The sequence below is a fragment of the Micromonospora sp. PLK6-60 genome, from assembly GCF_019890675.1.
GTDB lineage: Bacteria > Actinomycetota > Actinomycetes > Mycobacteriales > Micromonosporaceae > Micromonospora.
Genome location: NZ_JAIOAA010000001.1, coordinates 378,222 through 397,972, shown reverse-complemented (window position 1 = coordinate 397,972; position 19,751 = coordinate 378,222). Strand labels below are relative to the sequence as shown.

The following is a 19,751-nucleotide window of genomic DNA, read 5'->3' as shown; positions in this document are numbered from 1 at the left end:
AGGCGTCGAGCGCGTCGGCCGTCGGGTACACGTGCCGGGGGACACCTGCGGCGGACCGGAGTGCATGCCCGGCAGGGTGCCTGTCAGCACGGTGATGGCCCGGCGATGCGCCGTGCGAGCTGCCTGCCGAGGCGGCGCGCTGCCGGCGCTACGATGCTCCCGTGCTGGCCGTTCTCAGCACGGTTGCCCCCGTGCTGCGGCGATATGAGCCATTCCAGCACATCTGGATCCGCGCTGGCAACATCGACGTACGTCAGTTCGGCGGGCGGCGGTCACCCGGCGCGCGATCCCGCTGGCCGAGTGCGAGCACCTGGCCTGGGCGACCGGCCATCCCCGGACCGGCCTCGACGCCGCGCTGCGCAACCTGTGCAACCGGCTGGCGGGCTTCGAGCCGGACGTCCGGCACCGCAGCGACGACGTCGACCTGCCCTGATCTGCTGGCGAGGACGCCGGCCGGGCGGTGACGACTCCCACGGGCGGGTTCCCGGGAGTCAGGCGAGGAGGAGGAACGTCGGCGCGGCGGTGAGGGCCCCGGCCAGCGCGCCGACCACGACCTGGCTGGTCGTGTGGTCACCCAACCGCACCCGGGACCAACCCACCACGGCGACGACCGCCAGTGACGGGACCAACGCCGGCCCGAACACGATGATCAGCACGACGGCCGAGCCGGCGGCGACGGCGGCGTGGGCGCTGAGTTTCCACACCTGGTTGACCACGGTGACGACGAGCAGGACGGCGAACATCACCACCACCATGGCGACGAGCGGCCGAGGCGCGCCGGCGAGGACGAGCACGGCGAGGCCGACGAGGACCGAGAACATCCCGAAGACCAGCGGCATGCGGCGCTGCTCGCGGACGCCGATGTGGTGGTCGGTCAACCGGCCACGCCGTACGCCGACCCAGACGACGGCGTACGGGATGGCGGAGCAGAACAGGATGGCGAGCAGTGCCCAGCCGAGACCGGTCGCAACGGCCGGAGCGGTGCTGTGCACGGCGATGACCAGCGGCAGCACCGACGCGAGGACGGCCGGCGCGAAAACTTCGGTGACGGCGCGTGCCGGTCGAGACGGGGCGCGGGCAGGCAGGTCGACGAGTCCGGGCACCTGACAGTTCTACCGGATGGTTCACCGTGCGTCGGGCCGGTCCCGACCGAGGCGTGAGACACGTTGGCGATCATCGATGTCTGGCGGCATCGTCGAGGCATGACCGGCGTCTTTTCGTCCTCGCTGTTCCGTCGGCTGCGGCCGGGTGTGCTGGCCGCCGTCGTACTGTCGACGGCCGTGCTCGGCATCGTGCTGAGCGCCGCACCGGCGGCCGACGCCGGCACCGCGGCGCCCGCCGCGTACCCCGGCCTCGCCCCGGCGCCCGGCGGGGCCGCGGTGGCCGCCGCCGAGCCGACGGCGACCGCGCCGCCGACGCCGACCACGGCGCCCAGCACGCCGGGCACCTCGCCCTTCCCGCCGAGCGCGCCCACGAACCTGGCCGCCACCGAGGTACGGACCGGGTCGGTCACCCTGACCTGGACGGCCGCGAAGCCCGGCTGTTGCGCCATCACCGGCTACGTCATCACGTACTACCAGGCGTTCGACGACGTCATCTACAGCGCCAGCGTCGGGAACGTCACCACCACCACGATCACGAACTACCTCGGGCCGGGCAAGCAGTACTCGTTCCGGGTGGCCGCCCGGGACAGCCTCGGGCACACCTCGAACTCGTCGGACACGCTGACCGTGGTGACCCCGGTGACGGACACCGGCCCGGACACCACCCCGCCGAGCGCCCCGCAGAACCTGACCGTCGGCGAGGTGACCGCCTCGACCGCCACGCTGTCCTGGTCGCCGTCGACCGACAACGTCGGTGTGCTCGGCTACAACGTCTACCGGTTCGACGGCTGGTTCACCTCGACGCTGATCGCCACCGTGCCGGCGACGACGTACACGACGTCGCTACCGGCGTCGACGCCGCTGCGTAACCTGTACTACGTACGGGCCCGGGACGCGGTGGGCAACGTGTCGATCGCCTCCAACACGGTCACCCTGCCCACGACGACCACGCCGACGCCCCCGCCGCCCTCGACCTGCCGGGTCACCTACCGCAACCAGTCCGAGTGGCAGGACGGCTTCGTGGCCACGGTGACGGTCCAGAACACCGGGACGGCACCGGTCGACGGCTGGATCGTCACCTTCACCTACCCGGGCGACCAGCGGGTCACCTCGGGATGGAACGCCACGATCGGCCAGACCGGCGCCACCGTCACCGCCCGTAACGTCGACTGGAACCGCGTCCTCGCGCCGAACGGCTCCGCGACCTTCGGCGTCCAGGGCCGGTGGAGCACCAGCGACGCCCCACCGACCGCGTTCTCGCTGAACGGCGCCCCCTGCACGGTGGGCTGAGCGCGACCGAGGATCGCCGGCCGGCGTCCCGGCGGTGGACCTCGCCAGCGATCAGCCGCCCTGGGGGAGCGGTGGCCACACGGGCGGGAGCTGGCCCGGCCCGCCCCCGGTGAGAAGGAGTCACGTGAGCACACACTCGGCACCACCCGACCGCCGCCGCAGGGCACTGATCGGGGCGGTCACGGCCGGCATCCTCGCCGCCTCCACCACGCTCGGCGGCACGCCCGCGCCCGCCTCCGCCGCGAACACGCTGAGCATGCGCGGCGCCGACGTCTCCTCGTTGCAGCGCAGCCTGGATCTGGGCGCCACGTACCGCGACGCCGCCGGTGTCGCCCGCGACCCACTGGACATCCTGAAGTCCGTCGGCGTCAACTACGTCCGACTGCGCATCTGGAACAACCCGATCAGCGGCTACCACAACAAAGCCAAGGTGCTGGCCCAGGCGCGAGCGGCCAAGGCCAAGGGCCTCAAGGTGCTCATCGACTTCCACTACTCCGACACCTGGGCCGACCCCGGCAAGCAGTACAAGCCGGCCGCCTGGGCCGGCCACAGCCTGAGCCAACTCCGGACCGACGTCTACACCTTCACCTACGACGTCTGCGCCAGCCTCGCCGGGCAGGGCACCCCACCGGACAGCGTGCAGATCGGCAACGAGATCAACGTCGGGATGCTGTGGAACGAGGGCAAGGTCGTCAACAACGACTTCGCCCCGCTGGCCGGCCTGCTCAAGCAGGGCTACCAGGCGACCAAGGCGTGCGGCGGCGGCATCCCGGTGATGATCCACACCGCTGACGCCGACAGCAACGCCAACGCCCGATGGTTCTACGACGGCATCCGCGCCCAGGGCGTGCAGTGGGACATCACCGCCCTGTCGTACTACTGCATGTGGCACGGCACCCTGGCGAACCTCTACGACAACATCGTCGACCTGCGTGGTCGCTACGGCAAGCCGGTGGTGATCGTCGAGACCGCGTACCCCTTCACCCGCGACAACGCCGACAGCGAGCCGAACGCCATCGGCGACGCGACCTGCGACGGCATCAGCGCGACCTGGTCCGGGCAGGCCCAGGAGTTCGACTGGGTCCAGAACACCGCCCGCAACGCGGGCGCCATCGGCGTCTTCTACTGGGAACCGACCTGGTACGCCATCAGCGGCAACGGCTGGGATCCGGCCAACATCAACGGCACCGGCAACCAGTGGGACAACATGGCCGTCTTCGACTGGTCCGGGCGGGTCAATCCACACGTACGCTGGACGCCCTGAGCCGTCGCGACCGCCTCGCCGCGGAGTCCCGACCGGCGTGGCGGCGCGGCGATTAGGCTGTGCGGATGCAGACGGCGGTGTCCCGGAGCGACCTCGATGGCTGACGCGGACGACGTCCGTCGCCTGGCGCTGGCCCTGCCGCACGTGGTCGAGATCGACAGCGACGGGTTCGACTTCCGGGTGGCCGACAAGGGATTCGTCTGGTCCTACCCCGAGCGCAGACCCGGCGCGCCGCGCCGCATCCGGACCGACATCGCCGTGCTGTACGTGGGCGACGAAGCGGAGAAGCAGGCGCTGCTCCTCGGCGAGCCCGAGCTCTTCTTCACCACCCCCGCGTACGACGGCCTGCCCCTGGTCATGCTGCGGCTGACGCAGGTGAGCGTCGACCGGCTGGCGGAACTCGTCACCGACGCCTGGCGGATGCGCGTGCCGGATCCGCTCGTCGGTGACCTCGGCGAATCGTCGGAACCACACCTGTGACGAACTGCGCACGCCACGGGCGCGCCTGACCTGGCCTTTCCGGCAGCACGAACCTCCACGTCGAAGCCGCGAGCCGAATTGTCGGGCCTTGAGCGGTGGCCACTTCCGTCCAGGGGCGGATCCGGCCACCTCGAAAGCCTTTCTCATTGCTCAGGCCGCGATGAAGATTGGTCTCAGGAAACCTGAGGACCAACCCAGGCTACCGGATTTGCCTCCTCGGCAGGCTGAATCCTCCTTCGTCAGATTGGAACACGGCCATGCGGATTCGGGTCGGCATCATCGCTATCGCCCTCGCCATCCTTGGTGCTGTCACGCCATTGCTCGTCTCCCTCGACAGCGGCCCGGCGGCCGCGGCCGAGCAGGCGAACGTTGACGTGCATGCGGACAGTCTCATCTGGGACTAAGCGCAGTCATGCAGTTGACGCTGATAACGATCACGTGTGGCGCCGGAACGATGTTCGACGGCGGTTCGGCACGCCTCATCGACACGCTGTGGGCGGCAGCACGAGCCGAGGACGGGGTCGAACACATTTCGGTGCGCGCCGTCGCGCGCAGGATGGATATCGGCGTTTTCAGCGTAAAGATGGATCAGATGACGGCCCGGACGCTTGCCTCCAAATTGGTGGAACGCGCACTCGCGATGTCACCTCAACTGAAGGAATGGAGCGTGGCGGCGACCGAGCCCGGGATGGTCGGCAGCTGACCGGCACCGTCCCATCCGTCTCCACAAGCACCGGCCACATTCGTTGAAAGGCGAGCCAGGTGTCCACAACCTTTCCGATGCTTTCCTCAGCCGTGCCCGCGCGGGGTCGGGCCGACCAAGGCGACGAGGGGCAACGCGAACGACATTCCAGGACTGCCTCCTGCCTCGTGGAGATGCAGGTCAGCGGGAACCGACCGCCGCTGTTCTGGGCCCACGGCATCAGCGGAGGCACCAGCAACTACCGGCCGGTCACCCGGCTGCTGGCGACGCGTCGGGACGTGTACGGGCTGGAGAACCGGACGACCACCGCACCAACCCGGCTGGAGGAGTCGGCCCGCCGGTACGCGGCGGCGATCAACGAACGCCGGCCGGACGGACCATGTGAGATCTTCGGCTACTCACTCGGCGGTCTGGTGGCCCTGGAAACCGCTCGTCAGCTGACCATGGCCGGTCGTGAGGTGGCCCTGGTCGGCATCATCGACACGGCGCCGCCGACTGTCCCGGTCGCTCCGGAGAACACCTCGGTCGCCCTCTCGCTGGTCTCCCGCGGCCTCGGCCTCGATCCGCCGTTCGACCCCGCGACGGTCGGGGAGGAGCCCGAACTGATCGCCATGGTGAGCGCGCGAGCCGTCGAGGCGCGGATACTGCCGGCCGGTCTCGCCTTCGACTACGTGAGCGCCATGGTCCGCACCTATCTGCGCAACGGGCGGGCCGCGGATCGATACCGGCCGCCGGCGTATCACGGGCCCACCGCGATCCTCTTCACCCGCGACGGCGACGCGGTGCGACACCGGGACCTGTGGCGCCGCTTCGCTCCGGGCATCACCCGCACAGACGTGCTGGATCTGGACCACTTCAGCCTGATCGGCGCCGCCGCCCCCCGGGTGCATGCCGTTATCGACACCTGGCTGACCGACAGCTTCCTATTCCCGCCCGATCTCTCGTGACCTGAGGAGAAACGTTGTCGCACTGGATTGAGTCACTCTTCACGGGCCTGCTGCCCGAGGCGACGATCGCTGCGGCCGTCGCCGACTATCCCGCGTACCGGGACGTCGACCTTGCGGAGCTGGGGCTGGAGTCCCTGGCCACCATGCAGATCGCGATTCGCATGACGGAACTGTTCAACTACGAGATCGACTACGAAGCATTCACGATCGGTGCCCTGCAGACGCTCGGTGGAATCGAGCGTCAGCTCGGACTCGCCCTGACGGAGGTCTGAACATGCCCAGCATCAGCCTGCCAATCGCGCTGCAGGAGAACCTGTGGCCCACCATGCGCACGCGGCTGCGTTTCCACTTTCCGCAGATCGAGCAGCTGGACATCACCGCCACCGAGGTCCGCCTGCACGCCGCGGAGGCACTGTCGGTCGCGAAGGTCACGTCCGTGATCGAACGGGTCGCCGCCTCGTACACGGCCCTCAGCGAGCGGTTGTCCTCCCGCGTCGTGTACGACCCGGCCGCCGGCACCGACGCCCCGGCCCTGAGCGCCGAGGACACGACCGCGCTGCGCGCCGCCGCCATGCGCCTCGCGGCCGACCTGGACGAGGCACCGACGCCTTCGGCGGACCTCAATGAGGTGCAGCCGCGCGGGCGGGGCCTCAACATCTACACCGGTCCCGGCGCGTACCGGCTGCGCGCCATCGACGACTTCCTCCGCCGCTTCCTCGAACATGCCCACGGTGCCACGGAGATCCGGGTCCCCTCGATGCTGCCCGCCACGGTCGTCGACCGGGCCGGCTACTTCGACACCGGCTGCCAACACCTGAGCTTCGTGGCACCGGTCACCACCGACATGGAGGACTTCGAGGGCCTGCTGCCCTACTGGCGGGCCGACAACGACCGGGGCCGGCTGCACGAATTCCTGCGCACCCCCGCCGACATCCTGAACCCGGCGTTGTGCCTGCACGCCTATCCACTGGTCGAACACCGGCCGATCGACAACCTGGTGCTCACCCTCGCCGGATCGTGCTTCCGGGACGAGTCGGGCAACCTCAACAACCGCGAGCGCCTCCGCGAATTCACCATGCGGGAGGGGGTGTTCTTCGGCAGGCAGGCCGACCTCGCCCCGGTCCACCAGCGACTCGTCGCCGTGATGGCGGCCATCGCGGACCTGTTCGGGTTCAAGTACCAGCTCGCGACGGCCACCGACATCTTCTTCAACGACAACGCCCAGGAGCAGCTCTTCTCCCAGCTCATCACCGACAGCAAGATCGAGATGCTGGTGCAGGTGGACGACGGCGACCCGATCGCCGTGGCATCGGTCAACAAGCACGGCCAGCACTTCACCAAGCCGTTCGGGCTCGCCAGCTCCGACGGCACGACGCCCAGCACGATGTGCCTCGCCTTCGGCCTCGACCGGGTCCTCCTCGCCCTGAACACCATTCCCGACCTGCCCGCCCAGCTCCGCCAGGGCCTCGCACGGATGGAGCAGCAGGTATGAACCGCTCCCTGGTGATCGTCGAGTCGCCCGACTTCTTCGTCGCCGACATGACGCGAGTCGCGGAGGCCGAGCAGGACCGGGTGTACGTGTTGACCAAAGACGTTCGGACCACGGGGCCGAACGTCATCCGCGCGGACATCCGCAAGGATCCCGCGGCGGCGATGGCGGCCGTCCGCCGTACCGTGGGCACCCCGGCAGGAGTGCTGACCGCCCAGGAGATGTTCCTCACCGAGACGGCCGCGCTGGCCGACGCGCTCAAGCTCGCCGACGGCAGCCGGGAGATCGCGCTGCGGGCCCGGGACAAGGCCACCATGAAACGGATCTGGCGCGACGCGGCGGTGACCACTCCCCGGGGCTGGTCGTTCCGATCCGCCCAGGAGGTCCGGGACAACTGCGCCGACCTCAGCTACCCGTTGATCGTCAAACCCTCCCACGGCTACGCCAGCTGCGGGGTTCGGCGGGTGCAATCCGAACGGGAACTCCTGGAACACCTCCAGGCCGTCTCCATGATCAACGCGACGGTGATCGGACGCGAGCGCCCGGACGCCGGGATAGTGGTGGAGGAGTACCTCGACGGTGAGGAGTACTCCGTCGACACCGTGTGGTTCGACGGCGCGGCGGCCTGCGACGGGTTGATGTCCAAGGGAACCCCGGTCGGGCCGTACTATCCCGACCGGCTCTACCACATCAACCCCGGACTGCCGCCGTCCGTCGCGGCCGACATCATCCGGCTGTCGCACGACGCGGTGCGCGCACTGGGCATCCGCTCGGGCGCGACCCACACGGAGATCCGGCTGCGCGGCGGTGTTCCGTACGTCCTGGAGACCACCAACCGCCCCGGCGCCGGCGGCCTCTTCTACCCGCTGTTCCAGCAGGCGCACGGGGTCGACTTCGCCCGCGTCCTGTACCACGCGACCGTGGCGACCTCCCGCGGCGAGTTCCAGGCCGCCGGTACGCCGACCACCGCCACGGTGACGGCGGGGACCCACTACTTCTGGTACAACCTCCCGCATCGGGGGTCCGGGGTGATCCGCGAGATCCGCGGCCTGGCCGAACTGGCGAGCCGGGAAGAGGTACTGCGCTGCGTCTGCTACAAGCAGCCGGGCGGCGTCCTCTACCCGGACGGCCTCAACGCCGACTACTTCTGCTCGGTCCTCGGCCGCTACCAGCCCGGGCCCACCGACCCGCCGATCAGCGAGTTCGTCCGCAGCTACGACGAGGCGCTCGAGGTGGTGCTGTGACCGCCGGCGGCCTCTACCAACGCAGTTTCATCGCCCTCGCGTCGGGCGGGTTCGTCTCGGCGCTCGGCACCGTCGTGTTCGACCTGGTGCTCGCGTGGTGGGTGGTCTCCGAAACCGGATCAGCCGTACTCACCGGATACCTGCTGGCAGCGGCCCTGGCACCGATCGCCTTCATCGGCCCGATCGGCGGCGTTCTTTCCGACAGGTGGAACAAGAAGGCCATCCTCATCGCCACCGACCTGATCAGCGGCGCGGTGGCCTTCGGCGTTGCGGTGATGGCCTACCGCAACACCCTCAACGTTCCCCTGCTGGCGCTGTCCTGCTTCGCGCTCGGCACCTGCGCCGCTCTCTACCGCCCGGCCGCGCGTTCCATCGTCCCGCAGCTCGTCCGGCAACGACACCTGGTCAAGGCGAACTCGGTCTCGAACAACCTCACCGAGACGACCAAGGCGGTGGGCCCGCTGCTGGGCGCCGCCCTCGTGGCGATGCCCGTCATCGGCGTCGCCGGAGCGATGGTGCTCAACGGCGCGTCGTTCTGGCTGTCGGCCCTCGCGGCGGCGGCGATCCGCTACCGGCACGTCGCGGACGGCAAGAACGTCGCCGGCGTGCTGACCGACCTGCGCTCCGGCTTCCGCTACCTCAACAGCCGGCCGCTGATCCGGAACATGGTGATCCTCTGCGCCGCGGTCAACTTCTTCCTGATCTCCTTCAACATCCTGCTGCCGCTGTATGTCACCGAGGTGCTGCACGGGTCGAGCGGAATCTACGGACGAGCGCTCACCGCTGAGGCGGTCGGCGGCATCGCGATCACCCTCCTCCTGCTGTTCCTGCACGACATCGTCCCGACCAACCGGCTGCTCGCGGCACTCATCGCCGCCGGTGGCATGTCGCTGGCGCTCATCCCCGTCGTGCCGGCCGTCGCCGGGCTGCTGCTGCTCTCGGCCGCCCAGGGCTTCTTCGTCGGCGGGTTCAACACCCTGTTCTTCGCCTACATCCAGAAAGAGGTCAACCAGCAGTTCCTCGGCCGGGTCTTCTCCGTCGTCTACATGGCGGCGATCGGGGTCATGCCGATCGCCTACATAAGCTGGGGCTACATCGGCGACTACGCGCTGCGGTGGGGATTCGTCTACGCCGGCCTGGGAACGGTGTTCTGCAGCATCCCCTTCCTGCTGCTCCGCCAGCACGACACCCCGCCGTTGGCAGACCCCACCCGCAAAGCCGGGTCCGGCCATTCGGCCGAGCCCGCCCGGGTGGCCGAGCCCGCCCTGTCGACCTGAGCGATCGATTCCACCGGAAGTGGCCGGGCGGACGCCGACCCGCGAAACCCTTCGCGGTCGGCGTCCGACCTCATCCTCGCGGCACCGTGATGCTGTCGCGCCGGGGCCGTTCGTCGCGGGACTAGGCCCTGTCCTGCCGATCATTGCCGGGCTGCGGCGGGCCCAGACGGCGACCGGCGGCGTTGTCGGTTCGTCCGGATACAACACCGGTATCCGGACGAACCGCCGCCTTGCCGGACCGCCGCCTGGACCGCGCCTCGCACCGACATGATCGACAGGACAGGGCCTAGGTGCTCGACAGTTCATTCAAGCTGTTCAGCCGCCCCACCTTCTCGATCAGGTCGCGGAGCTCCGGCGTACTCAATGCCTGGCAGCTGTCGGTCCAGGACTGCTCCGGCACCGGGTGGCTCTCCACGATGATGCCGGCGGCACCGACCGCCGCACCGGCGAGTGCGAGCGGAAGCACCCACTCCCGGCGCCCCGCCGCGTGGCTGGGGTCGATGATCACCGGTAGGTCGGTGCGACTGGCCAGCACCGGCACTGCCGCGACGTCCAGGGTGTTGCGGGTTTCCGTGACGAAGGTGCGGATTCCCCGCTCACAGAGAATGACGTCGTCGTTGCCCGTGGCGCGAATGTAGTCGGCCGCCCCCAGCCACTCGGCGTAGGTGGCGGCGAACGACCGCTTGAGGATGATCGGCATGCCGGTACGGCCAACGCTCTCCAGCAGTCGGCTGTTCCGCATCGACCTGGCACCGATGAGGAAACCGTCCACGTGATCGCGTAGCAGCCGGACGTCGTCACCGTCGAGCGGCTCCGCGATGATGGGCAGCCCGGTACGGGCGCGCGCCTGCCCGAGCAGCGGAATGCCCTCAGCACCCATGCCCTGGAACCGATCCGGCCCCGACCGTGGCTTGAACACGCAGCCGCGGAGCACGTCGGCTCCCGCCGCTGCCGCCGCCTCCGCATGCCTGACGTAGTCCGGCTCCACCGAGCAGGGACCCGAGATGATGGGCCGGCGGTCGCCGCCGAACACGGCGTCACCGATGGCCACCCGGCGGGTGACCATCGGTGGGGCGTTCTCCGGCGAGGTTCCCATGCCTTGTCTCCGATCGGTGAATTGCCGAGTCACAGCCAGCCGCGCTGGGCGGCCTTCAGCCCCGCCTCGAACCGGCTGCGGGCCTGCAGGCGTTCCATGAGGTCGGCCATCATCCGCCGGGCAGTCCGCGGCGAGACACCGAGCCGGGCTGCGGCGGCCTCATCCGTCATTCCCTGGCCGAGCAGTTCGAGCAACGCACACTCCTGGGCGTTCAGGCCCTCACGCTCCGGCTCGCGGGCCGCGCCCAGCGGCGTCGCTATCTCCCAGACCTGGGTGAAGAGCGCCTGCATCGAGGCGACGAACCCACTACCGGTCAGGTAGAGGGCGCCCTTACGCGTGTCGGCCGGGTCCATCGGCACCAGTACGGCCCGCCGGTCCACCAGGATCATGCGAGGCGGAAGGATGGGCGAGGTCCGGAACTCCGCGCCGCCGTCGGTGAGGAAACGCGCGTGCGCGAGTGTCTGCGGGTCGTTGCGGATGCTGTCCAGCCCCACGGTACGAATACGGACGCCCCGGTCGAGAAGCTCGGTGTCGTTGCGGCGTGCGTGCCGCAGCGCCTCCGCCGACTGGGCGCCGCCAGGCATGAAGGTGAGGATCTCGCACTCGGTCTCGCGAGCCAGCTGAGCCAGCTTGTCCTGAACCGCATCTATACCGCTCAGATGAAGGGCGGCCGGGGCCGAGGCATCCCGCTGAGTTCTTCCGAGCTGATCGATCAGCTGACTGATCTCTGCCTGACTCTGCGCGACCTGCTGTTGACGGCGAGCCAGCTCGGCCTGCTGCTGGGCAAGCGCGGCCCGCAGCCCCACGTCCGGGCTGACGACGTGCAGACCGCCAGGTCGATCCATCGAGTTGCGGACCAACGACATCTCGAACAGGACGTCCAGGGCGGATCGAAGTCGCGTCTCGGTGACACCGAGCTGGGCGCTGAGCTCCGCCACCCCCCAATCGGGGTGGGCCAGCATCTGCCGGTAGACGCTCTCCGCTACGGAATCCAAGCCTAAGGCGAGCAGCACGAAATCGCCCTCCCCGTGATGGCCCAACCGGGCCAGGTCGATGTGCTGAGCGAGATAGTCCCATGTGGACTCAGCACTGGCAAGCAACTTCCCCACAAGCGCGCAGCCAGAGTCCTAGGACGGTCTGGAGGGTGTGCCGGCAACCTCCGGTCAGCACCGGGGCGAGGCCATGACGACGAACGGCAGCGGCTATGAATGCCCCCGAACTCAGACCCGCCGCCGCTGCCTCGACCACGAGCTCGCCGACCCGCAGATATGCGGCACACAGGCCGATCGGCTCGGGCGGCCTCGCCCGTGCGCTACCGCCGGGCGGCAGCGCCGCGCTGACGTGCCGATTCGTAGAGCACGACGGTCCCGGCGGCCGCCGCGTTCAGGGAACTGGCGGCCCCGCACATCGGGACCCGGACAAGCTGGTCGCAGGCCGCACGCCAACCGACGCTCAGACCGGTGGTCTCATTGCCGATCACGGTCAGCGTGGGTCGCGTGAAGTCGTACTCGGCGGCGTCCAGCGCGCCGTGCTCATCGGCTCCCACGATGCCGAGGCCGACGCCGTTGGCGCGGACGCCGGCGACCCAGGCCAGTACGGCCTGGTGGGAGGGCGCCCGGACCACCGGCAGCGCGAACAGCGAGCCGGTGCTCGCCCGTACCGCCTTCGGGTCGTACGCATCGGCGGCGTGGCCGGTGATGATCACGCCGGAGGCACCGAAGGCGTCTGCGGACCGCACAAGGGTCCCGATGTTGCCGGGGCTGGTGGGCCGATCGAACACGACGGTGAGCATGGTCGGACCGGCCGGGATGCGGCACAGGTCGTCCTCCGGCAGCGCGACCACCGCCAACAGCTCCGGAACCGTGTCCGCCTTACCGCCCAACTCGTGCATCAGTTCACCGGAGACGGCGACCGTCTCGGCCCGGACCGTGTCCAGGACCTCGCGCGCCCAGCCGGACAGCTGGACGTCGGCGTCGTAGAGCAGCTCTCGAATCCGCCAGCCGTGTGCGACGGCCATGGCGATCGGGCGTACTCCCTGCACGAGGAACTCGCCGCGGCGCTGCCGCCTGCGCCGATTGCGCAGCAGAGCCTCCCACTGCTGGAACCGCGCATCGCGGCCACTCACCCGCGGGCCCACCTGTCCACGCCTCCCTCGCGCCTCACCCATCCCTGCCTCGCCTGCGGCTACCCGGCGCTGTAGGACGTGCCTGCACCATCCACGGCGGCGGTTTCCCAGCCGAGGCCACGACGGATCGCGATCTCCACGGGGGAGTACGCACCGTCGGCCCGCTCCAGTTCGTACGGCGCGGCCGGCATCAGCGGCGGCTGGGCCATGAAGCGCGGCCGCGTCCCATGGTGCGGCTGCGCCGCGTGCACCAGGAACGGATGACACAGGAAGACGTCGCCCGGGGACCCGGTGGCGAGGGCGAGTGGCCGGTGGTCGGATGCCGCCACCAACTCGGGCGCAAGGTCCAGTCCGCTCGCCCCGTCCTCCCCGTACTTCTCCAGCACCGTCGGCACGTCGAGGTGCGAGCCGACCCGGATCCGGGTCGGGGCGTCCTCCGCACCGACCTCGCTGAACAGGAACAACATCAGCAGCGCCCGGCCACGGGAGCGCACATTGGTGAAGTACCAGCTTTCCCCCTCCGGCAGATAGCTGCCCTCGATGTGCCAGCCCGCGTCGTCCGGCTCCTCCCGGTGCGGGAAACGCAACGGGAACGTGCCGAGTGAGTAGCGCGGCTCCCAGCGTCCCGCGCCGACGAGCAGGTCGTACGCGTGGTGCAGGAACGGGGAGTTGGGTGCGGCCGCGAACGGCCCCTGCGCCATGCCGGCCACCCAGTGCACCGGCTTCGTCCACGTCGCCGGGTCGTCCGGGTCAAAGCCCGTCTCCCGCCACAGCAGCCGCGCGCAGTCCGCGGCCACCCGCGGCGCGACGGCGCCCGCCACCTTCACGAAGCCGGCGCGAAGAAAGCGGGATACCAGGGTCGTGTCATCCATGTCCCCATCGTGCGGCGACACCGCCCCCGATCACCCGACACATTCCGCGCCGCTGCTGTCGGGTGTGCCGCACAGATCCGGTGCACGACCGGGATCGACGTGGGATCCGGAACACCCGGCCAGGGCCGGTTCAGCGGCGGTCGAGCTCCGCCTGGAGTCGTTGGATCAGCGTCTTCCGGCCCTTCCCGTTGCGCTCGGCGCGCAGGGCTGCCTTCAGTTGAGCGGTGTCCAGGTCGCGGACGTGCCGGGCAGCGTCGGCGACCGGCAGTTCGGTGAGTGACACGGCCGCTGCGGCGTCGCGGCGCGCGCGGCTGGCCGGCCCGGTGTTGGGGACGTACTGCCGACCGGACCGCGACTCCTTGCGCTTGCGCGCGTCGGTGGCGCGTTGCTGCTCGGGGGAGAGTTCCTTCCACGCCTGTTCGGGCAGGTAGCGGTCGGTCTCGCCGTCGTGGCGGGCCCGCGAGGTGCCCTTGCGGGTCTGCCACTTCTGCTCGCCCCAGTGCTGCAGCGACTGCTGGCGCTCGTCCTTCGGGCCCTGGTAGCCGCCGCCGCGCTTCTGGTACTCCTTGGTGAGCAGCTGGGACTTGCGCGCCGACCACTGTCCGGGCCGGCCGCCCCGGTCGGACGCCCTGATCTCTTCCTTCAGCTGTTCCCGCAGCTCGGGCTTCGTGTAACGCGCCATGCCCGGCGGGTACCCCCTGCCGCGCGGCGTACGCACCGGGCGCGGTGTCTCAGTGGGCTCGGCTGCGCCCATCTGCACGCTGTGCGGCCGGCAGCCGCGTTTGTGCGGTTCCTACCCGGACCTCCCGGATGGGTGGATCGACGACGGCTGCGCACGCATCGACCAACCCACTACAGTTACCGGACGTGGCCGACCGACCACCACAGGATCGGAAGGCCGGATGCGGAAGGGGCGTCAGTGGCGGTCGCAGCGGTACCGATGCGGGTGGGCGGCAGGGAACTCCTCGTCGAGGTGGTCCAGGTCGCCGGTTCCGAGCCGACCTCCCGCGTCGACGTCGCACGCGAGCGCGTCGTCGACGCCTTCGACCGGGCCCGGGAGGCCATCGTGGCCGTGGCCATCTCCACCGTGGAAACGGCGAACGAACTGACCCGCCGGGCGGCCTGCCCGGAGGGCATCGAGGTCGAGTTCGGAATCAAGTTCTCCGTGCAGGGCAACGTCATCGTGGCGGGTGGCTCGGGCGAGGCGACCCTGACCGTACGGCTGACCTACGCCGTCGGAGCGGGCCGACAGCCCGAGCCCACCCCGACCAACCGCGACCAGGCCGCGGCGCACGACTGAGGCCGGCGGTGAGCGCCGACCCGCGGGTGCCCGGCTTCCTCGGCCGCATTCTGTCCGGCGCACGGGGGGAGCCCGCCGGCACCTGCTTCCAGATCGCGCCCGGCATCCTGGTAACCGCCTGGCACGTCCTCGATTCGGTGCGCTCCGGCGAGGAAGGCCAGCCGGTATGGGTCGATCCGCTGGCGGGCGGCGCGGCGGTACCGGGCCGGACGGTGCGCATCGATCCGCTGCACGACCTGGCCGTGGTGCGGATCGAGGGTGAGTTTCCCGAGTCGGTGCAGGCGCTGGCGCCCACCGACAGCGAACCGCAACGGTCGCCGGTGATCGTCACCGGCGTCGTCGAACTGGACGACCCGGCGCACACGCACCGGTTCCTCGACGCCAGCGGCACGATGGAAGGCGGCACCACCCGCGACGACCAGATTCCGCTCGGCCGGTTGCAGTCCCCGTCGGTGCTGCGCGGCATGAGTGGCGCTCCGGTGCGGCGTCAGGGCGACGGCGTCGTGGTCGGTGTCGTCTCCGCCCGGTACAACTCCGCCGACGGCTGGGCCAGGGACTCGGTCTGGTTGGCTCGGATCGAGAACCTGCTGCCGCTGCTGTCCGGGCTGGCGGCGCCGTCGGTGCGGCGCAGCGCGTGGGCCGGCGACGTCATCGACCTGACCCTGGACGTCGAGAAGGACCAGGTACGGCTCACCGGCGCCGGGGTCACCCGGTCCGCCGCCCATCCGGGGGAGAGCCCCCTGCTGCGTACGGCGGTGCAGCGGTGGAGCCGGAACCGTACCGACCTGGCCGGGGTGCGTCGACCCGCACCGGCGCCCGACGAGGCGGAGACCTCCGACACGGAGCACGTCGGCCGGCTGCTGGCCGCGACCTTCCTCCCCGGAGCCATCACCACCGAACTCGCGGCGGCGCTCGCGGCAGCCCGGTCCCGGCGGGTTCCGCTGCGCTTGGGCATCCGGGCCGCCGGCGAGCTGGGCCACCTGCCCTGGGAGACCCTGTGGCTGCCCGACGAGGACCAGCCCGTCGCGCTCGACGCACTCGTCCGGCTGTACCGGCGGACCGAAGCGGCCACCGTGCCGCCATCCGCGGGGCCGCTGCGGATCCTGGTGGCGATCTCGTCACCGCTGCACGGCCACGAGGGACTGCTCGACCACGAACGGGAACTGCGCAACGTCCTCAAGGCGGTGCGTGGCGCCCGGGCCGGCCGGGCCGAGGTGCGCATCGTGCACTTCGCCACCACGTCCGCGATCCGGGAGGCGTTACGCCAGCGGCCGGCGCACGTACTGCACCTGTCCGGACACGGCGGACCAGGCTCGTTCGTGTTCGAGAACGACAAGGGCGAGGCCCGACCGCTGACCGCCCGGCAGTTCGTGGACGAGGCGATCCCACCGGGGCGGATGCCACCGGTGGTCGCCCTGGCCGCCTGCCACACCGACGCGGCCACCGCGACCGGTGATCCGTCGTTCGCGGCACGCCTGCTGGCCAGCGGGGCCGCCGCGGTGATCGCCACCCAGACCGCGATCACCGACAGCTACGCCACCCGCGCGTTCGCCCGGATCTACGACCTGCTGGCCGCCACCCCCGACGCCGACGTGGTCGCCGCCGTCACCGAAGCACGCACCGTGGTGCAGCGCGAGCTGGCGCGCCTCGACGACCGGGACCACCGGCTGGCCGAGTGGGACGAATGGGCCGTCCTCAGCCTGTCGGCCGGCTCCGGATCCGTGCCGCTGCTCGACCCCAGCAGCCCGCAGCTCGACTCGTCGCCGCCCGAGCCGAGAGCCGGCGTTCTCCGGCGGGAGACCGGAGAGGTGGTCGGCCGCCGCTGGGAGCAGCGCCGCTACCCCGATGAGCTGCGCTCACCGGGCGTGGCCGGCCTGGTGCTGCACGGCCTCGGCGGGGTGGGCAAGACGACCCTCGCCGACGAACTCGTCGCCCGGCTGACCGACGCCGACCCGACCCTGGTGGTCGCGATCGTGGCCCGGCAGACCAGCGCCGAGCAGTTCCTGGATGCCCTGGTCGACGCGTACGCCGGCCGGCTCGGGCACCGGCCGCCGTGGGCCGGCGACGCCGTACTCCGTGCCCTGGCCCGGGCCGGTGACGGTGACCTGACCTGGCGGCAACGGTTCGCGGTGCTGCGTGACCAGGTTCTTCCGCTGGCGCCCACCGTCGTCCTGATCGACAACTTCGAGGACAACCTCGCCATCGACACGACGGACGCGGCGCGCCCGCTGGCCGACGCCGAACTCGCCGCCCTGCTCGCCGAGTTCGCGGCCGCCCCGGGCCAGGGACGGCTCCTGTTCACCACCCGGTACCGCTTCGTCCTGCCCCACCGGGCCGAGCGGGCGTTGCGGTTCCACGCGCTCGGCCCGCTGTCGTACGCGGAGACCCTCAAACTCGTCTGGGCGTTGCCCCAGCTGGACCGCCTCGACGAGGCCGGGATCGCGCAGCTCTGGCGGGCCATCGGGGGGCATCCACGCTGCCTGGAGTACGTCGACGCGCTGCTGGCGAAGGGACAGGCGCGCTTCACCGACGTGCTGCTCCGCCTGGTGGACACCGTGACGGATCGCCTGCACCGACTCGGCCGGCCCGACGACGACATCGACCAGTACCTGACCGAGCACGAGTCACTGGACGCGGCGCTGGCCGAGGCGGCGGCGCTCGCCGCCGACGACGTCCTCCTGGACGACCTGCTCGCCGGGCTGTCGCACATTCCGGGAGCGCACCGGCTCCTGCTCGGCGCCAGCGTCTACCGCGTGCCGGTCGACAAGAACGCCCTGCTGTACCAGATCGGCGAGCCGGGCAGGTCGGCCGGGGATGCCGAGGAATGGTTCCACAACTTCCGCGAGATCGACCGGATCGCGCGTGAGGCCGGATTCTCGGCCCGTGATCTGGATCCGGCGCGGCTCAGCGAACCCGTCCGAGCCAGGCTCGCACCGTACCTGGCCTTCCGGCCGAAGCCCCTGGCACGTACCCGATTCGACCTCGAAAAGCTGCTCAGTGCGTGCGCCGCGTCCAGCCTGATCACGGTCACCGCGACCGGCGAGGACAAACTCGCGTTCATGCACAGGTGGACGGCGAGCGAGATCCAACGCCGCCATCCTGCCGCCGCCTGGCAGGAACTGGTGACCGCTCATCACGCTGCGGGGGCCTACTGGCGGTGGCGGGAACTGAGCTGGCCCCAATCCCTGGACGGGAGGATCGCGGACCTTCGGGAGGCCTACCACCACACCCGGGAGGCCGTCCGCCTCGGCGACCCGAACGCGCGATCGGGCGTGGCCCAGATCGCCTACCAGCTACAGGAAAACCTCGCCGGCCGGGGGCGCCGCGCGGAGGCGCTCGGCTACTGCCAGCAGGCGGTTGAGCTGAAGCGGGTGCTGGCGGCGGAGAACCAGCGCGAACACCTCGTCGAGCTGGCCGGCTATCTCATCGACCTCGGCAACCGGTTGATGGATCTCGGCCGGCTGGACGAGGCCCTGGCCGCCGACACCGAGGCGGTGAAGATCCTGCGCCGTCTCGCCCCACGAGACCCCGATGCCCTCAACCCGAGTCTCGCGGCGGCGACGGCCAACCTCACGGGCCGCCTGGCGATGTCCGGCCGGCACGAGGAAGCCCTCACCGCGGCCATCGAAACCGTCAAGATCTATCGTCGGCTGGCCGCCACCGACCCGTCGAGGTTCGCGCCCCGGCTCGGCGCGGCACTGAGCAACCTCGGCATTGTCAGGTCGGATCTCGGCCATGACCAGGCCGCCCTCGATCTGGGCACCGAAGCCACCACCCTGCTGCACGACATCGTCGCCGACGACCCCGCGGTCATCGGGCCCATTCTCGCCACCGCCTTGACCGCCCTCAGCAGTCACCACTGCCAGGTCCGCCAGTATGACGAGGGAACGGCCGCCGCCTCCGAGGCCGTCCACCTGTTCCGCCGACTCATCGAGGCCAACCCCGGGTACGAACCCGACCTCGCCAAGGCGCTGGACAATCTCGGCGTCAACCAGTGGAACCGCGATGAGCGCGAAGAGGCCCTCGACGCCCTCGGCGAAGCCGCGAACATCTATCGCCGGCACGCCATCGCCACCCCTCAGGCCTTCCAACCCGCACTCGCCGACTCCCTGCACAAGCTCGGCGACGCCCTCGCGGAATGTGGCCGGATCGACGAGGCGCTCGCCGCCACCACCGATGCCGTCACCCTGTACCGCCGGCTCGCGGCGGCCAACCCGGAGGAATTCCAGGCCGAGCTCGCCGGTGCGCTGAACAGCCTCGACTCGCAGCAGCTCCAACGCGACCGCGACGGCGAGGCCAGCGGGTGACTCGCCAGGCTCCGTGGCACCCGGACATCAGCCACGGATGCCGCAGCGGTTACTGATCAACACCCACCCGCACCGCCGCCTCCTGGCGCCGGTCCCCGCGTTGCCGGTCGGACCCGCGCCACGGCGACGCGAGGTCCGACCGGCTGCCGCTCGGTGGCCGGCGGCGCGCCGGCCACCGACCGCTGGGCGGGCTGCTGGCCATGGTGGGCAGTCCTACTGTGGCAGCCAGCTCCCGGCAACGGTTGATAACGCTA

18 protein-coding genes are annotated in these 19,751 nt (G+C 70.5%); 11 read left to right on the top strand and 7 right to left on the bottom strand.

Annotated elements, in window-relative coordinates; genetic code table 11:
* Positions 1 to 491: 491 nt before the first annotated feature.
* Positions 492 to 1,103: a phosphatase PAP2 family protein gene (locus K7640_RS01545; protein ID WP_222952822.1), complete on the bottom strand. Its 612-nt coding sequence runs from the start codon at positions 1,101 to 1,103 to the stop codon at positions 492 to 494.
* A gap of 99 nt (positions 1,104 to 1,202) precedes the next feature.
* Here K7640_RS01545 and K7640_RS01540 point away from each other — a divergent pair, with 99 nt between their 5' ends.
* The 3 genes from K7640_RS01540 (at position 1,203) to K7640_RS01530 (ending at position 4,137) form a co-directional block, all read left to right on the top strand.
* A complete protein-coding gene (locus K7640_RS01540) occupies positions 1,203 to 2,393 on the top strand; it encodes a cellulose binding domain-containing protein (protein WP_222952821.1) in 1,191 nt (396 codons plus the stop codon).
* Positions 2,394 to 2,517: 124 nt separating this feature from the next.
* Positions 2,518 to 3,657 (top strand): arabinogalactan endo-beta-1,4-galactanase, encoded by a 1,140-nt coding sequence (locus K7640_RS01535; RefSeq protein WP_374198043.1) that lies wholly within the window; start codon positions 2,518 to 2,520, stop codon positions 3,655 to 3,657.
* Between the two features lie 96 nt (positions 3,658 to 3,753).
* Positions 3,754 to 4,137 carry an MmcQ/YjbR family DNA-binding protein gene (locus K7640_RS01530; RefSeq protein WP_222952820.1) on the top strand — a complete coding sequence of 128 codons (384 nt, stop codon included), beginning with the start codon at positions 3,754 to 3,756 and terminating at the stop codon, positions 4,135 to 4,137.
* A 239-nt stretch (positions 4,138 to 4,376) separates the two neighbouring features.
* Here the strand turns inward: K7640_RS01530 and K7640_RS01525 are convergent, their stop codons facing one another.
* Positions 4,377 to 4,517: a hypothetical protein gene (locus K7640_RS01525; RefSeq protein WP_222952819.1), complete on the bottom strand. Its 141-nt coding sequence runs from the start codon at positions 4,515 to 4,517 to the stop codon at positions 4,377 to 4,379.
* A 32-nt stretch (positions 4,518 to 4,549) separates the two neighbouring features.
* On the opposite strand from K7640_RS01525, the gene K7640_RS01520 reads away from it, so the two are divergent.
* The 6 genes from K7640_RS01520 to K7640_RS01495 all read left to right on the top strand — a co-directional run bounded on the left by K7640_RS01520 (position 4,550) and on the right by K7640_RS01495 (position 9,797).
* On the top strand, positions 4,550 to 4,840 hold the full coding sequence (locus K7640_RS01520) for a hypothetical protein (protein ID WP_222952818.1): 291 nt from the start codon (positions 4,550 to 4,552) through the stop codon (positions 4,838 to 4,840).
* Positions 4,841 to 5,013: 173 nt separating this feature from the next.
* On the top strand, positions 5,014 to 5,787 hold the full coding sequence (locus tag K7640_RS01515; RefSeq protein WP_222952817.1) for a thioesterase domain-containing protein: 774 nt from the start codon (positions 5,014 to 5,016) through the stop codon (positions 5,785 to 5,787).
* A 14-nt stretch (positions 5,788 to 5,801) separates the two neighbouring features.
* A complete protein-coding gene (locus K7640_RS01510; protein WP_222952816.1) occupies positions 5,802 to 6,059 on the top strand; it encodes a phosphopantetheine-binding protein in 258 nt (85 codons plus the stop codon).
* A gap of 2 nt (positions 6,060 to 6,061) precedes the next feature.
* Positions 6,062 to 7,279 (top strand): aminoacyl--tRNA ligase-related protein, encoded by a 1,218-nt coding sequence (locus tag K7640_RS01505; RefSeq protein ID WP_222952815.1) that lies wholly within the window; start codon positions 6,062 to 6,064, stop codon positions 7,277 to 7,279.
* Entirely contained in the window at positions 7,276 to 8,520 is a 1,245-nt protein-coding gene (locus tag K7640_RS01500; RefSeq protein WP_222952814.1) for an acetyl-CoA carboxylase biotin carboxylase subunit family protein, read from the top strand. Before K7640_RS01505 ends, K7640_RS01500 begins: the two co-directional genes overlap by 4 nt.
* On the top strand, positions 8,517 to 9,797 hold the full coding sequence (locus K7640_RS01495) for an MFS transporter (RefSeq protein ID WP_222952813.1): 1,281 nt from the start codon (positions 8,517 to 8,519) through the stop codon (positions 9,795 to 9,797). The genes K7640_RS01500 and K7640_RS01495 overlap by 4 nt, the downstream gene beginning before the upstream one ends.
* A gap of 286 nt (positions 9,798 to 10,083) precedes the next feature.
* Here K7640_RS01495 and aroF read toward each other — a convergent pair whose 3' ends face one another.
* The 5 genes from aroF to K7640_RS01470 form a co-directional block, all read right to left on the bottom strand.
* Positions 10,084 to 10,848, bottom strand: coding sequence for a 3-deoxy-7-phosphoheptulonate synthase (aroF, locus tag K7640_RS01490; RefSeq protein ID WP_222952812.1), 765 nt, complete (start codon positions 10,846 to 10,848; stop codon positions 10,084 to 10,086).
* Positions 10,849 to 10,922: 74 nt separating this feature from the next.
* Positions 10,923 to 12,002 (bottom strand): LuxR C-terminal-related transcriptional regulator, encoded by a 1,080-nt coding sequence (locus K7640_RS01485; RefSeq protein ID WP_308042395.1) that lies wholly within the window; start codon positions 12,000 to 12,002, stop codon positions 10,923 to 10,925.
* 203 nt (positions 12,003 to 12,205) lie between these two features.
* The gene (locus K7640_RS01480) at positions 12,206 to 13,030 is read right to left on the bottom strand and encodes a TrmH family RNA methyltransferase (RefSeq protein ID WP_374198042.1); all 825 of its coding nucleotides are present in this window, start codon (positions 13,028 to 13,030) and stop codon (positions 12,206 to 12,208) included.
* 47 nt (positions 13,031 to 13,077) lie between these two features.
* A complete protein-coding gene (locus tag K7640_RS01475) occupies positions 13,078 to 13,890 on the bottom strand; it encodes a phytanoyl-CoA dioxygenase family protein (RefSeq protein WP_222952810.1) in 813 nt (270 codons plus the stop codon).
* Positions 13,891 to 14,020: 130 nt separating this feature from the next.
* Positions 14,021 to 14,572, bottom strand: a complete 552-nt coding sequence (locus tag K7640_RS01470; protein WP_222952809.1) for a hypothetical protein — start codon at positions 14,570 to 14,572, stop codon at positions 14,021 to 14,023.
* A 237-nt stretch (positions 14,573 to 14,809) separates the two neighbouring features.
* On the opposite strand from K7640_RS01470, the gene K7640_RS01465 reads away from it, so the two are divergent.
* Together K7640_RS01465 and K7640_RS01460 are read left to right on the top strand one after the other, a co-directional pair.
* Positions 14,810 to 15,190, top strand: coding sequence for a CU044_2847 family protein (locus tag K7640_RS01465; RefSeq protein ID WP_222952808.1), 381 nt, complete (start codon positions 14,810 to 14,812; stop codon positions 15,188 to 15,190).
* An 8-nt stretch (positions 15,191 to 15,198) separates the two neighbouring features.
* Positions 15,199 to 19,497: a CHAT domain-containing protein gene (locus tag K7640_RS01460; protein WP_222952807.1), complete on the top strand. Its 4,299-nt coding sequence runs from the start codon at positions 15,199 to 15,201 to the stop codon at positions 19,495 to 19,497.
* Positions 19,498 to 19,751 lie beyond the last annotated feature (254 nt).